Origin of the sequence: Streptomyces sp. NBC_01264, from assembly GCF_026340675.1 — a bacterium.
Taxonomy (GTDB): domain Bacteria; phylum Actinomycetota; class Actinomycetes; order Streptomycetales; family Streptomycetaceae; genus Streptomyces.
In genome coordinates this window covers 3,976,095-3,989,886 of sequence record NZ_JAPEOX010000001.1, presented here as the reverse complement: position 1 = coordinate 3,989,886, position 13,792 = coordinate 3,976,095, and the positions used below count along the sequence as shown (strand labels likewise).

Below are 13,792 nucleotides of genomic sequence, written 5' to 3'. Positions count from 1 at the left end.
GTATCGTCGCTACGGTGAGGTTAGGTCGTGCGGCGTCGAAACGCAACCGTATCGTCGTCGCGGGTTATGCTCTGCTTATGACGCCTGAGCCCGCTTCCCCTGCCGCCCCCGCCGCCCGTAGAGCCCCCGCGGGGGCCGCCGTCCTGCGTGAGGACGTGACCGAGGCGATCCGGACGGCGGTCGTCGAGGAGCTGGCGACGGTGGGGTTCGCGCGGATGTCGATCGAGGGCATCGCGCGGCGGGCGGGCGTCGGGAAGACGGCCGTGTACCGGCGGTGGAAGTCGAAGCTGCACCTGGTGCTCGACCTGGTGGGCGCCTTCGCCACGGACGGCCTGCCGGTGCCGTCGACGGGGTCGCTCTACGGGGACGTACGGGCCCTGCTGGAGGTGATGTCGCACGTGCTGCGGCATCCGGTGGCCTCGGCGGTCATCCCCGACCTGCTGGTGGAGGCGGCGCGGAACCCCGAGATCGCGGACGCGGTGCGGGGGGCGCTGCTGGAGGGGCAGCGGCGGATGGCGGAGGGGATCATCTCCGAGGCGGTCTCGCGGGGCGAGCTGCCGGTGGGGGTGGATGCGGGGAGGGCGCTCGATCTGGCGATCGGGCCGCTGTACTGGCGGCAGGTGGTCGTGCGGGACGCCGTCCCGGGGGGATACCTGGACGACCTCGCGCGGTCGGTCGTCGCCGGGCTCACGGCCGGGCCGGCCGCCTGAGGGCTTGCGCTGCGCGCGGCCGTCCCTCCTCGCGCCGGCTGCGGGTGTGCCGCTGCGCGGGGCGGAGTTCCCCTACCCGCCCTTCCACCGTTCCCCGGGCTCTGCCCGGACCCCCTGGGTCTCCGCCCCAGACCCCGGTCCTCAAACGCCGGACGGCTGAAAAGATCAAACGCCGGACGGCTTGATCGGTTACGGCCAGCGGCTCGTGGTCAGGTGGGCCAGGGTGGGTTCCGGGGTGGCTGAGGGGGCTGCCGGGGTGGGGCGGCGGTCTTCCAGGGGGGTGATGGGGGTGGTCGGCTGGCTCAGGAAGACGCGGCGGACCACGCGTTCCGCCGCCTGGCCGTCGTCGTGCGTGCAAAACCGGGTCCGGAAGGACGCGCGGAGCTGGGCGGAGCGGGAGCCCTGCCAGTGGCCCGTCGAGAAGATGTCCACCAGCTCGTCCTCGGTGCGGGCGATCGCCCCCGGGGGGAAGGCCCGCAGGTCGAAGTACGTGCCGCGGGAGGCCTCGTACGCCTCCCAGTCGTCCGCGTGGATGACGATCGGGCGGTCCAGGGCCGCGTAGTCGAACATCAGGGACGAGTAGTCCGTCACCAACGCGTCTGAGGCCAGGCAGAGTTCCTCGACGGAGGGGTGCGAGGAGACGTCGAGGAGGCGCGGGTGGGGGTCGGGCGCGGGCGAGCCCGCGTACGTGAGGTGGGTGCGGGTCAGGATCGTGTAGCGCGGGCCCAGGTCGCGCAGGATGCGGTCGAAGTCCGGGTGGGCCGGGCGGCTTCGGCGGTAGTCGCGGTGGGTCGGCGCGTACAGGATCGCCGTGGAGCCCGGCGGGATCCCGAGGCGTTCGCGCAGTTCCAGGACGTCGGCCTGGGTGGCCCGGTGGAACACGTCGTTGCGGGGGTAGCCGTATTCGAGCGTGGTGTACGAGGAGGGGACCGCCTTTTCCCAGACGAGCGTGGAGTGGCGGTTCGAGGAGAGCAGGTAGTCCCACTGGTCCGCGCCGCAGAGCAGGCCCGCGAAGTCCGTCGTGGGGGTGGCCGCCGGGCGGTCCTGGAGGTCGAGGCCGACCCGCTTGAGCGGGGTGCCGTGCTGCGTCTGGACCAGGATCTGGCCGGGGCGCTTGACCAGCGCACGGTCGAAGTTGACGTTCGTGACGAGGTAGGTGGCGCGGGCCAGGGCCGTCCAGTACGCCGCCGAACCCGGGCGGAGCGGGGTCGTGCCGCGGGGCAGGGTCGAGGCGTGCGCGGGGTCGCAGATCCATGCCGTCCGCATGCGCGGGGCGAGTTCGCGCAGCTTGGCCTCGATCGCCGCCGGGTTGCAGGCGTAACCGCCGTGCCAGTACGCGGAGAAGACCGCCAGCTCCGGCCGGAGCGGGAGCAGGCGCTGCGCGCGGTAGTGCAGGCGCAGGGCGGTTTCGCCGAGGCCCCGGCCCAGGGTGCGCCCGGCCCGGCCCGCCGCGAGCGAGGCCGAGCGGAGCACGGACAGCACGCGGTACGCGCGCCGCGTGCCGAGGCGCATCAGGAGGTGGCGGGTGCGGTCCGTGCGGCTCAGGGACAGCGGCCGGGGGCCCGGCACCCGGTAGCGGCGCAGCAGGGCCGAGGCCCGGGCGAAGAACTCGGCCCGGGCGGCGCGCGGGAGCCGGCGCGGATCCGCGTACAGGGCGCAGAAGTGCTCGGCCATCCGCCGGTGCACGGCGGGCCGCCAGCGCTCCAGCTCGGGGCGGGTGGCGAGGTAGCCGAAGACGCGGTCGTACTGGTCGAAGACGTCCAGGTGGCGTCGGGTGGAGGTGGTCAGGATCGAGCCCGTGCGGCGCTGGCGGTAGTGCACGCAGACCCGGTCCAGGACGGCGACCGACTCCGCCGCCAGGAGCGCCGGATAGGTCCAGGGCGTGTCCTCGTAGAAGCCGGGCGGGAAGGAGAGGCTCTCGCGCTCCACGTACTCGCGGCGGTAGGCCTTGTTCCACACGACCATCAGCATGCCGAGGAGGGCGGGGCGGTCGGCGAGGCGGAAACTGGCCGGGCCCTCCTCGGAGAGGCGGTGGGACTGGCTGTTGCGGACCAGCTCGCCGGTCCAGTAAGTGCGCGCGTAGTCGTAGACGAGGACGTCCGGGGAGCCGGTGGCCTTCAGCCGGTCGGTGATGGCCTGGAGGGCGCCGGGGGCCAGGGTGTCGTCGCCGTCGAGGAAGAGGACGTAGTCGCCGGTGGCCCGGGAGAGGCCCGCGTTGCGGGCCGGTCCCAGGCCCAGGTTGTGCGCCAGGTGGACGGCGGTGACCCGGGGGTCGCGGGCCGCGTAGTCGTCGATGATCGAACCGCAGGCGTCCGGGGAGGCGTCGTCGACCGCGATCAGTTCGAGATCCGGGTACGACTGGGTCAAGACCGAGTCCAGACTCTCCTGGAGGTACGCCTGGACCTTGTACGCGGGCACGATGACGCTGAACCGGGGCACGGCACATCCAGGGGTCGGCGCGGACATATGGCCCAGGAACCCCCGGCGTGGTGATCGGGTTACGCAGGGTGCGGCATTCGGGTTACGGAGCGTCAACCGCGCACGTCAATGCCGTGATCCACACCGCTCTGCTCGATCGCTCCACTTGATCGCTCTACTTGATCGCTCCGGCCATCACCCCCGAGACGAACTGCCGCTGGAAGGCGAAGAAGACGACGAGCGGCACCACCATCGACAGGAAGGCGCCGGGCGCCAGTACGTCGATGTTGTTCCCGAACTGCCGTACCTGCTGCTGGAGCGCGACCGTGACGGGCGGGTGCGCGGAGTCCGCGAAGACCAGGGCGACCAGCATGTCGTTCCACACCCACAGGAACTGGAAGATGCCGAGCGAGGCGATCGCCGGACCGCCCAGCGGCAGCACCACCCGCGCGAACAGCCGCAGCTCGCCCGCCCCGTCGAGGCGGGCGGCCTCCAGCAGCTCGCGCGGGATCTCCGCGAAGAAGTTGCGCAGCAGGAACACGGCGAACGGCAGCCCGAAGGCGGTGTGGAAGAGGACCACGCCCGCCGTGGTCTCGAACAGGCCTATGGAGCCGAAGAGTTCGGAGACCGGGATCAGCGCCACCTGGACGGGTACGACGAGCAGCGCGACCACGAGCAGGAACAGCCAGTCGCGGCCGGGGAACTCCAGCCAGGCGAAGGCGTATCCGGCGAACGACCCCAGTGCCAGGACGAGCAGGGTCGCCGGGACGGCGATGACCGCCGTGTCGATCAGCGAGCCGGTGACGGTGTCGTTGGCGAGCAGCCGCTCGTAGTTGTCGCCCGTGAGGCGGGAGGGCGCCGTCAGCGCCTGCCACCAGCCGCCGTCGTTCAGCGAGGTGGGGGAGAGGAAGGAGGAGACCAGCAGCCCGAGCGTGGGCAGCAGCCAGAACAGGCCCGCGAGGATCAGGAACACGCGCAGCGCCCCGCCGGCCGCCCGGGCGGCCAGGGACCGCGCTGCCGCCGGGATGCCGGGCGGGGCGAGGGACGGCTTACGGGGCTGCGTGCGCGGCGGTGTGCTCATCGGCGGGCCTCCCGGCGCATCCGGCGGATGTTGTAGGCCATGACCGGAGCCACCAGCACCAGCAGCAGCACCGCGATGGCGCTGCCCAGCCCCGGATCGGCGTCCGTGCCGAAGGAGGTCCGGTACAGCTGGAGCGCCAGCACGTTGGCGTCGTCCTGCACCGCCCCCGGCGCGATCACGAAGACCAGGTCGAAGACCTTCATGACGTTGATGACGAGGGTCACCAGCACGACGGCCAGGACGGGCGCCAGCAGCGGCACCGTGATCCGCCGCAGCACCTGCCACTCGCTCGCCCCGTCCACCCGCGCCGCCTCCAGCAGCTCGCGCGGTACGGCGGCCAGCCCGGCCCCGATCAGCACCATCGCGAAACCGGCCCACATCCACACGTAGGCCCCGATCACCGCCGGGGTCACCAGGGTCGGGCCGAGCCACTCGACGCCCGCGTAGGCCTCCCGAAAGTTCGAGGCGGGCAGCCGCAGCAGTGCGCCGTCGGCCGCGGCGGACAGCGTGAAGGTGCCGTCGGCCCGGGTCCTCGCCGAGTCGACCAACCGGCCGTCCTTGACGGCCTCGACCCGCAGCCCCGACAGGGCGGACTCGGTGGGGTCGACCGTGTTCGTCGTACCGCCCCCGCCCCGGGTGAAGTCCTGCCAGGCGGTGCCGGTGACCCTCCCGGCCCCGGGGGCGGCCGCCTTGGCCGTGGCCGTGCCCTTGGGCAGCGTCTCCGGGGCGATCCCGACCAGCGGGAGGGCCGCCGGCACGCCCGCCCGTACCGGATCGCGGGTCACGTACGCGCCCCCGTCGGCCGGGACCAGCGGCGAATCCCGGCCGGGGCGGGCCTTGGGGAAGGCGGAGGACTCGGCGAAGGTGTCGTGCACGCCGACCCAGACGGCGTTGGCGACGCCCCGGTCGGGGTCGGCGTCGTAGACCAGCCGGAAGATGATGCCCGCCGCGAGCATCGAAATGGCCATCGGCATGAAGACGATCAGCTTGAAGGCCGTTCCCCAGCGCACCCGTTCGGTCAGCACGGCGAAGAGCAGACCGAGCGCGGTGGCGCTGACCGGGGCCAGCACCACCCAGATCGCCGTGTTCCCCAGCGCGGTGCGGATCGTGTCGTCGCGCAGGATCTCCCCGTAGTTGCCGGCGCCCACGAACTCCTCGCCGGAGCGGTCGAAGAAGCTGCGGTACAGCGAGTACCCGATGGGGTGCACGACGAGCGCGCCGAGCAGGACGAGGGAGGGGAGGAGGAACGCCGCTGCCGTCAGGCGGCGGCGCCGGGCCTCCTTGCGCTTCGGGGAGCGGGGGGCGGTGGCGGGGCCCGGAACCGGGGCCGTGGCGGGGGAGGTTGCCGCGGATCCCGCGGGTGAGGCCGCCGGGGGTCCCGCGGGGGAGGCTGCCGGGGTCACCGGATCAGTTCCCGTAGGCCTTGGCCGCGTCCGCCTCCAGCCTCGCCTGCGTCCCCGCCACGTCGGCCGGGTTCGCCAGGAAGTCCTGGAGCGCCTTCCACTCGCCCGCGCCGGGGGTCCCGCCGAAGGCCGCCGGAGCCTGGTCCGACATGTCGAAGCGGAAGCCGTCGCCCGCCGCGATCAGTGCCTCGGCGATGCCGCGCTGGATGTCGTTCGGGTACGCGGCCGGCTCCAGCGCCTTGTTCGGGGAGAGGAACCCGCCCTCACGGGCCTGGATCCGCGCCGAGTCCGGCGAGGCGAGGAACGTCAGCAGCGCCTGCGCGCCCTTCGAGGCCTTCAGCGCGACCGCCACGTCCCCGCCCGAGACCACCGGGGCCTTGGCGCCGACCGCCGGGAAGGGGAAGACCAGCGCGTCCGTGCCCACCTTCGCCTCGGTCTGCGCGATGTTCACCGCCACGAAGTCGCCCTCGTAGACCATCGCGGCCGCCGGCCGGTCCCCGCCGGTGAAGGTCTGCGTCACCGACTTCGGGAACTCGGTCGCCAGCGCCCCGCTCTGGCCGCCCGCCAGGAAGTCCTTGCGGCCGAACAGCTCGGCGAGGGAGGTCAGCGCCTGCTTGACGCTGTCGTCCGTCCACTTGATCTCGTGCTTCGCCAGCTGGTCGTACTTCTCCGGGCCCGCCTGCGAGAGGTAGACGTTCTCGAACCAGTCGGTCAGGGTCCAGCCGTCGGCCCCGGCGACCGAGACCGCCGGGGTGCCGGACGCGGACAGCGTGTCGGCCGCGGTGAGCAGCTCCTTCCAGGTCTTCGGGGGCGTTACGCCCGCCGCCTCGAAGGCCTTGGCGTTGTACCAGATCAGCGACTTGTTGGCGGCCTTGTAGTACACGCCGTACTGGGTGCCGCCGACCGCGCCCAGCGTCTTCCAGCCGTTCGAGTAGTTCTTGTCGAGCTGGGCCTGCGCCTCGGCGCCGACCGGCTGCGCCCACTTGTTCTTCACCGCCGAGACCAGCGCCCCGACCTGCGGCAGCAGCGCCACGTCCGGCGGGGCGCCGCCCGCGATCTTCGAGCCGAGGAAGGTGACGATCGGGTCCTGCGCGGGGACGAAGGTGACCGTGGCACCCGTCCGCCGCTCGAACTCCTTGAGCACCTTGACGAAGTTGGCCTGTTCCGCGCCCGTCCAGACGGCGGCGACCTCCAGCTTCTCCCCGTCGAGACGCGGTAACGCGACGGCGGGCCCGCCCGAGGTGTCGGGGCCGTCCGGGCCCTTCGCGGGCTCCTTGCCGTCGCTGCCGCACGCGCTGAGCGCGAGCGCGCCCACTACGGCCAGAGCGGCCCACGTGTGCCGTCGGCCGTGGGTGGTACGCGGTGTCGTGCGGCTCGTTCCCTGCTTGCGCATGGCGGTGCCCCCGATGCCTCGCTGGCGATGGTGTGTCCCGTGCCACAAGGTCTACGCCGCCCCGCGCACCCCCGCAATAGCGCCTCGCGGGGCAGGGGGTGTGCGGAGGGCAGGTCGGGGTCCTGCCGGGATCCGCGGGCAGGGCCTGCTCGGGTGGGCCCGCCCGGGCGTCCGGCCAGGACCCGCGCGGGTGTCCGGCCAGGGCCCGCCCGGGCGTCCGGGCAGGACCCGTCAGGGCCTCCGACCGGGGCGTTCGGGCAGGACCCGTCAGGGCCTCCGACCGGGGCGTTCGGGCGTCAGGCCGGGAGGCTGGGCGGGCGCCGCCCGGCCCGCGGTTCAGGGCGCCGGGGGCCCGCGGTTCAGGGCGCCGGCGGGAACAGCACCGGGACCGCCGACACCAGGTGCGAGGCCCGGTCCAGGGCGCTGGCCAGCAGCGCCAGGTCGGTCGGGCCGTTGCCCAGCTCGCGGACCGGGCGGCGGGCCGGCGGATCGCCCATCCGCTCCCACTCCACCGGCACCACCGTCGGCCGCAGCGTCGCCGTCCGGGGGATCCGGCCGGTGACCCGGCCGCCCTGGAACGGCACCGAGCGCCCGTCGGCGTACCGGAGCACGCCCCGGCCGGGACCCGGCTGGTCGGGGGCGTCGAGCTCCACGCGCAGGGTCGCGAGCCGGGCCAGCTCGGTGTCGGCCGTCCGGTCCGGACGGGCGCTGGTGGCCACCAGGTGCACCCCGAGCCGGGCGCCCTCGCGGGCCACCGCCTCCAGCGCGCGGACCACCGAACCGGCGGCGGGCCGGCCCGTGCTGCCCAGCCCCGGTGCGACCAGCGCGTCGAAGTCGTCCACGAGCACGACCAGGCGCGGCAGCGGGCTGGGCCCGGCCGCCGGATCGGTCCGGGTGGCCGAGGAACGCAGCCGCAGGGTGCCCGAACGCTGGGGTTCGAGATCGCCGCGCAGCTCGCCCGCGGTCGGCGGGCGGGGGGAGACCATCCGGTCGGAGACCTCGCGCACGGCGTGCCACTCGGAGAACGGCACCCCGTCCAGGAGCTCGGCCCGCCGCTTCAGCTCCGCGCCCAGCGCCTGCGCGAACTCCCGCATCCGCAGCGGGTCCGAGGCGACCAGGTGCGCCGAGACGTGCGGCAGCTCCGTACAGGGCAGCAGGCCGTCGCCGCGCTCGCCGCCGGCCCCGTCGAGCAGGACCAGGCCGAGCCGGTCGGGCCGGGCGGCGGCCGACAGGGAGGCCGCCACGGAACGCAGCAGTTCCGTACGGCCGCTGCCGGCGGGCCCCTCGATCAGCAGGTGCGGCCCGTCGGTGACCAGTTCGGCGCCCACCGGCCCGCGCCGGCCGGTGCCGAGCACTATCTCCGCGAGCCCGCCGACGCGCTGCCCCTGGTCGGTGGCGGCGGCCCAACGGGCCATCAGGGAAGCCGGGGTGGCCCGGGCCAGCCCCAACTCGTCCAGTAGCCGCGATGTCTGGGGCAGATGGGCGGCGGCCGGCCGGTAACCGCCCTCCGCGACGGGGGAGTCGGCCTTCAGGGGGGCCAGGGCGCGGGCGAACCGCTCCGCCCAGGCCGCCGAGACGGCGTCCGCCGTGGCCGTCCCGCCGGACGCGGCCGGTTTGCCGCCGGAGACCGCGAAGGTCCGTACGGTCGTGGCCACATCACCGCTGAGCAGGGCCGCGGTCGAACAGTCCCGGAAGGCGGGGGCAGCCGCGCAGGCGGCCTCGTAGGTCTCGGTGACGGGCGAGGCGGGCGTCGCGGCCGGCGCCTCGGCCAGGGCCAGCACGTGGATCCCGGCGGCCGGCCCGTGCGAGGTCAGCCGGCTGGTGATGTCCCGCAGCACCCCGGGACCGGGGTCCCCGTCGAGGACCAGGAGGGTGTACGGGCCCCGGTAGGCGTACGAGGCCTCGCGCACCGCGTCCGCGCCCGCGGCGGCCCAGTGGGTGCCGAGGGGGCCGTCGTCGAGCCGCCGGGTCAGCTCCCCGGCGCGGGCGGCCGCCTGATCGCGGTCGTACGCGAGCAGCAGCCGGCAGTCCTGTCCGTGCGCGGGGCGCACGTGGGGCAGCCAGCCGAGCCAGCCCCAGTCGCGGCGGCGTTCGGCGAGCGGGCGGGCCCGGTCGGTGGAGACCAGCACGATCTCCAGACGCTGGCCGGGGGCGTGCAGGGCCGCTAGCCGCGCGATGACGGAGCGGGCCACACCGGTCAGCCGGGCCCGGGGTCCGGCGATGCCGAGCGCGCCGGTCTCGCGGAGCGCGACCTCGCTGCCCGCGCCGAGGGTGACGTCCAGCCCGGCGGGGCCGGCCCACAGCCGCGGGGCCGGCCCCAGGGCGGTGAGCAGCAGGGTCGCGGGATCGTCGGAGCCGGGCCGCGCGGTGACGGCGGCCGCCGCCTCGGCGACCACCTCCACCTCGGCGACCTCCGCCCCGCGCACCCACTTCCGCGCCCAGGCCCCGATCCCGCGCCGCCCCGCACGCCGGGGCTCGGCCTCCCGACCCGCCCCGGGTTCCTCCCAGCCGCCGGCACCGTGATGCTCGACGCCGGTCCGCGCGGGGCCGTCGTGGCCGACGGCTCCGACCGGGTACGGCGCCCCGGCGGCCCCGCCTCCGTGCTCGGCTCCGGGGTAGGGGCCTGCGGCTCCGGGGTGCTGCCCGGGGGCTGCGCCGGGGTGCGCCGGTCCGCCCTGCCGGGCGGGTGCGCTGCCGGGGTGTGCCGCTGCGGCGTGCCGGCCGGGCGTGCCGCCGGGGTGCGGCTGTCCGGCGTAGCCTCCGCCGGCTCCGCCTCCGTGCTCCGCTCCGGCGTACGGGCCTGCGGCCCCGGCCGGGTACGGCGCTGCGGGGGTTGCGCCGGGCTGTGCCGATCCGGCGTTGTGTCCCGGCGTGCCGCCGGGGTGTGCCGGCCCGGTGTTGCGGCCGGGCGTGCCGCTGGGGTGCGCTGCGCCGGCGTTGTGGCCGGGGTGTGCCGGTCCGGAGTACTGCCCGGCGTCGGGCCGGTCTGGGAACGGGTGGTGCCCGGCACCTGAGGCGCCGGAATGGGATGCGGACCCGGACCTGGGCCTGGAACCGGACTCGGACCTGGAACCGGATTCGGACGCGAAAGCGGATCCGGATCCGGATCCGGGCCTGGCGATCCGGCCGGCCCGGTGCGGGTCGGCTTCGCCGTCCTGGCCGGCCTCGCCGTACGGCCAGGGGTCCGGGGAAACGGAGCTCGACGGGCCCCGGCCGCCCCCGGTGGGCTGTTCGGCGCCACGGGCGGCCGGGACCGTTCCGGTGCTGCCGTGGGCCCCGGGCGCGCCCGGAGTTCCGTACCCGGGCCGGACGGGGTCGGGGGCGGAGCCCCCGTTTCGGGAAGGGGCGGGGTGGGGGATCTGTCCCTGCGCTCCCCGGCCCCCCGCGTCGGGGTACGCCCCTCCGGCCCAGGCTCCGCCGGAGCCACCGCCGTCGGGGCGTGACCCGGCCGCGGTGCCGGGCGTAGATCCGGTCCAGGCTCCGGCACCGGGGTGCGATCCGGCCGGGGTGCCGGGGGTGGATCCGGTCCAGGCTCCGCCCGAGGTGCCGCCGTCGGGTGATCCCGCGGGGGTGCCCGTTGCGCTGGGCCAGGCTCCGCCTGAGCCGCCGCCGTCGAGGCGTGACCCCGCCGGGGTGCCGGGCGTGGATCCGGTCCAGGCTCCGCCGGAGCCGCCGCCGTCGGGGTGTGATCCCGCCGGGGTGCCGGGCGTAGCGCCGGCCCAGGCTCCGCCGGGGGTGCCGCCCTCGGGGTGTGATCCCGGCTCGGGGGCCGGTGGGTCGTCGGTGGGGGTAGGGTCGGGGTGGCCCGGGAGGGAGACGGAGAGGTGGCCCTCCAGGTCCGGGGTGAGGGGGAGGGGGGAGGTCGCCGGGCCCACGGCCAGGCGGAGCGTGGACTCGCCGACCCGCAGCAGCGCCCCGGGCGCCAGCGCCACCCGCTCCGCGCCGACCACCGCGCCGTCCAGCGTCGTACCGTTCGTCGACCCGAGGTCGGCCACCGCCACCCGCCCGTCGGGCAGCACCGTCACGGTGCAGTGCAGGCGCGAGACGTCCGGATCGTCCAGCGGGACGTCCGCGTCGGCCGAGCGCCCGATCCGGATCGCCCCCGGGTGCAGCAGGTGCACCCCGCCCGCGTCCGGCCCGGCCACGACGTGCAGCTGCGGCCCGTCGCCGAGGGCGGCCGCGGTCCCGTCCGTGCGGACGTCGGGGCCGGGCACGTTCAGCGACAGCACCGCCCCGTCCACGAGCGGCGGCTCGCCGAGCGCGCACCGCGCGGGGTCCAGCCGCTCCGTACCGGCGTACAGCACGACCGTGCCACCGGTGTCGGGGCCGCCGACGGTCGCCGCGAGCCCGGAGGCCACCGCGGACAGGGCGGTTCCGGCGGGCGCGGTGACGAGCACGTCACAGCTCGCAGGGGCGCCTCCTGCGCCGGTACCCCCGCCGGAGGCGGTCGCGGTGGCGGTCTGGTGGCCGCTGCGCGACCCCGACCCGAGGACGGTCAGCCGGATCTGCATCGCCGTCAGCGGTCCCTTCTGCGCGGTGCGCGGTGCGTGCGCCCGGCAGGGACCTGCGGGACGGATCACCCGTGCCGTTCGCACGCGCTGCCCGTCCGCCCGCCCCCACCCGGCACGGACGCGTCGTCCGGTCAGGTCTGCCCGGAAGGCGGGGCTCCCGTCCCGGCCGTTCCGTACGGGTGCATCCTCGCACCTGTCGTCTTCGACACGCCCGCCGCCCACCGCCAAGTGATCTTGATCGGTCGCGGACCGGCACCGGACCTGCAAGCGCGCCGATCGGATATCGACAGGATGGCAGGGAAAATCGCCCCCGGCATACGCCGCAAACATCACCCTTCGTGCATATGTGCGGCAACCAACCTCCCTCACCCCGCGTCTTCCCTCGGGACAAGCCCTAGAGTGGGCCGGAAAACCATTTCGCAGATCAGGCCTGGATCACGCGTGGAACACGCGCGGACCACTCGCCGGAATCGACGACAGCAGGGAGCGCGTGACGTGCGGCCAGTCGGCAGCAAGTACCTGCTCGAGGAGCCGCTCGGGCGCGGCGCCACGGGCACCGTCTGGCGCGCCCGCCAGCGTGAGGCGGCCGGTGCGGAGGCGGCCGTGGCCGGCCACCCCGGCGAGACCGTGGCCATCAAGGTCCTCAAGGAGGAGCTGGCCCAGGACCCGGACATCGTCATGCGCTTCCTGCGCGAGCGCTCGGTCCTGCTGCGCCTGACGCACCCCAACATCGTCCGCACCCGCGACCTCGTGGTCGAGGGCGACCTCCTCGCCCTCGTCATGGACCTCATCGACGGCCCGGACCTGCACAAGTACCTGCGCGAGAACGGCCCCTTCTCGCCGGTCGCCGCCAGCCTGCTCACCGCCCAGATCGCGGACGCGCTCGCCGCGAGCCACGCCGACGGCGTGGTCCACCGCGACCTGAAGCCCGCCAACGTCCTGGTCGACGAGCGCGACGGCCAGATGAAGCCGATGCTCACCGACTTCGGCATCGCGCGACTGGCGGACTCCCCGGGCCTGACGCGCACGCACGAGTTCGTCGGCACCCCGGCCTACGTCGCCCCCGAGTCCGCCGAGGGCCGCCCGCAGACCTCCGCCGTCGACATCTACGGCGCCGGCATCCTGCTCTACGAGCTCCTCACCGGCCGGCCCCCCTTCGCCGGGGGCACCGCGCTGGAGGTCCTGCACCGCCACCTCAGCGAGGATCCGCAGCGCCCGCCGAACGTGCCCGAGCCCCTGTGGACGGTCATCGAGCGCTGCATGCGCAAGGAGCCGGGCGAGCGCCCGAGCGCGCAGACCCTGGCGCGCGGCCTGCGCGTGGTCGCCTCCGGCATCGGCGTGCACTCCACGGCCGCCGAGGTCGAGGCCGCCCTCGGCGTCGGCGCGCTCCTCGCGCCCGACCCCTCGCCCGCGCCCGTGCCCGAGACCCCGGGCGCCGCGGACGCGACGCAGATGCTGCCCGGCGCGGCCGGGGCCTCCCCGATGGGGGCCTACGACCCCAACGCCATGACCAGCGTGATGCCGCCGGTCGGCGGGGCCGACGCCACGTCCGTGCTCCCGAGCACGGGTGCGCCCGGCGCCGACCCGACCTCCGTGATGCCGCCCGTGCAGCGGCCGGACCAGCCGCACCCGTGGCAGTCGCAGATGCAGGCGGCCCGCGACCGCAACGAGCAGACGCAGATGCACTACCTGGACCCGAGCGAGGACCCGCTGCGCCGCCGGCCGCAGCGCCAGGGCCCGCCGCCGCGGCAGCAGTACCAGCAGCCGCAGCGGCCCCCGCAGCAGCCGCAGCGACCGCAGCAGCCTCCGCAGCAGCAGCCGTACCGGCAGGCCCCGCCGCCGCAGCAGTACCAGCAGCCTCAGCAGTACCAGCCCCAGCAGTACGCGCCGCAGCCCCCGCCGCAGCACTATCAGCCGCAGCAGCCCCAGCAGTACCAGCAGCCGCAGCAGCCCCAGTACCGCCAGCCCCAGCAGCCGCAGCAGCAGCCACCGCAGGGCCCGCCGCCGCGTCAGCAGCCGCCGCAGCGGGAGCCCCGCGAGCCTCGCCGCAGCGCGAACCCGGTGAAGATCCCCGGGCTGGGATGCCTCAAGGGCTGCCTGGTGATGATCCTGGTGTTCTTCGTCGCGGGCTGGCTGGTCTGGGAGTTGACCCCGCTCCAGGAGTGGGTCGGCACCGGCCGCGGCTGGTGGGACCAGGTGTGGACCTGGGGTTCGGACGCCGTGGACTGGGTCACCGCGATCGGCGATGCCACGGGCGGCGGTACGAGCCCCTGACT

At 75.2% G+C, this 13,792-nt stretch carries 7 protein-coding genes; 2 read left to right on the top strand and 5 right to left on the bottom strand.

Translation table 11 applies throughout. The features are described from left to right. Positions 1 to 77 precede the first annotated feature (77 nt). On the top strand, positions 78 to 710 hold the full coding sequence (locus OG435_RS18445) for a TetR/AcrR family transcriptional regulator (RefSeq protein WP_266878007.1): 633 nt from the start codon (positions 78 to 80) through the stop codon (positions 708 to 710). A 189-nt stretch (positions 711 to 899) separates the two neighbouring features. Here OG435_RS18445 and OG435_RS18440 read toward each other — a convergent pair whose 3' ends face one another. The 5 genes from OG435_RS18440 to OG435_RS18420 all read right to left on the bottom strand — a co-directional run bounded on the left by OG435_RS18440 (position 900) and on the right by OG435_RS18420 (position 11,516). Then, positions 900 to 3,149, bottom strand: coding sequence for a bifunctional glycosyltransferase/CDP-glycerol:glycerophosphate glycerophosphotransferase (locus OG435_RS18440; protein WP_266878005.1), 2,250 nt, complete (start codon positions 3,147 to 3,149; stop codon positions 900 to 902). A gap of 154 nt (positions 3,150 to 3,303) precedes the next feature. Beyond that, positions 3,304 to 4,209, bottom strand: coding sequence for a carbohydrate ABC transporter permease (locus OG435_RS18435; protein ID WP_266878003.1), 906 nt, complete (start codon positions 4,207 to 4,209; stop codon positions 3,304 to 3,306). Then, a complete protein-coding gene (locus OG435_RS18430) occupies positions 4,206 to 5,612 on the bottom strand; it encodes a carbohydrate ABC transporter permease (protein ID WP_430625650.1) in 1,407 nt (468 codons plus the stop codon). Before OG435_RS18430 ends, OG435_RS18435 begins: the two co-directional genes overlap by 4 nt. A 4-nt stretch (positions 5,613 to 5,616) precedes the next feature. Further along, positions 5,617 to 7,005, bottom strand: a complete 1,389-nt coding sequence (locus tag OG435_RS18425) for an ABC transporter substrate-binding protein (protein WP_266878001.1) — start codon at positions 7,003 to 7,005, stop codon at positions 5,617 to 5,619. 359 nt (positions 7,006 to 7,364) lie between these two features. Then, on the bottom strand, positions 7,365 to 11,516 hold the full coding sequence (locus OG435_RS18420) for an FHA domain-containing protein (RefSeq protein WP_266881846.1): 4,152 nt from the start codon (positions 11,514 to 11,516) through the stop codon (positions 7,365 to 7,367). Between the two features lie 495 nt (positions 11,517 to 12,011). On the opposite strand from OG435_RS18420, the gene OG435_RS18415 reads away from it, so the two are divergent. Continuing rightward, positions 12,012 to 13,790 carry a serine/threonine-protein kinase gene (locus OG435_RS18415; protein ID WP_266878000.1) on the top strand — a complete coding sequence of 593 codons (1,779 nt, stop codon included), beginning with the start codon at positions 12,012 to 12,014 and terminating at the stop codon, positions 13,788 to 13,790. Positions 13,791 to 13,792 lie beyond the last annotated feature (2 nt).

Excerpts from the sequence above, each read along its gene's own strand:
- OG435_RS18445 (WP_266878007.1), top strand. The coding sequence starts at position 78 with ATGACGCCTGAGCCCGCTTCCCCTGCCGCCCCCGCCGCCCGTAGAGCC.
- OG435_RS18435 (WP_266878003.1), bottom strand. The coding sequence starts at position 4,209 with ATGAGCACACCGCCGCGCACGCAGCCCCGTAAGCCGTCCCTCGCCCCG.
- OG435_RS18425 (WP_266878001.1), bottom strand. The coding sequence starts at position 7,005 with ATGCGCAAGCAGGGAACGAGCCGCACGACACCGCGTACCACCCACGGC.
- OG435_RS18420 (WP_266881846.1), bottom strand. The coding sequence starts at position 11,516 with ATGCAGATCCGGCTGACCGTCCTCGGGTCGGGGTCGCGCAGCGGCCAC.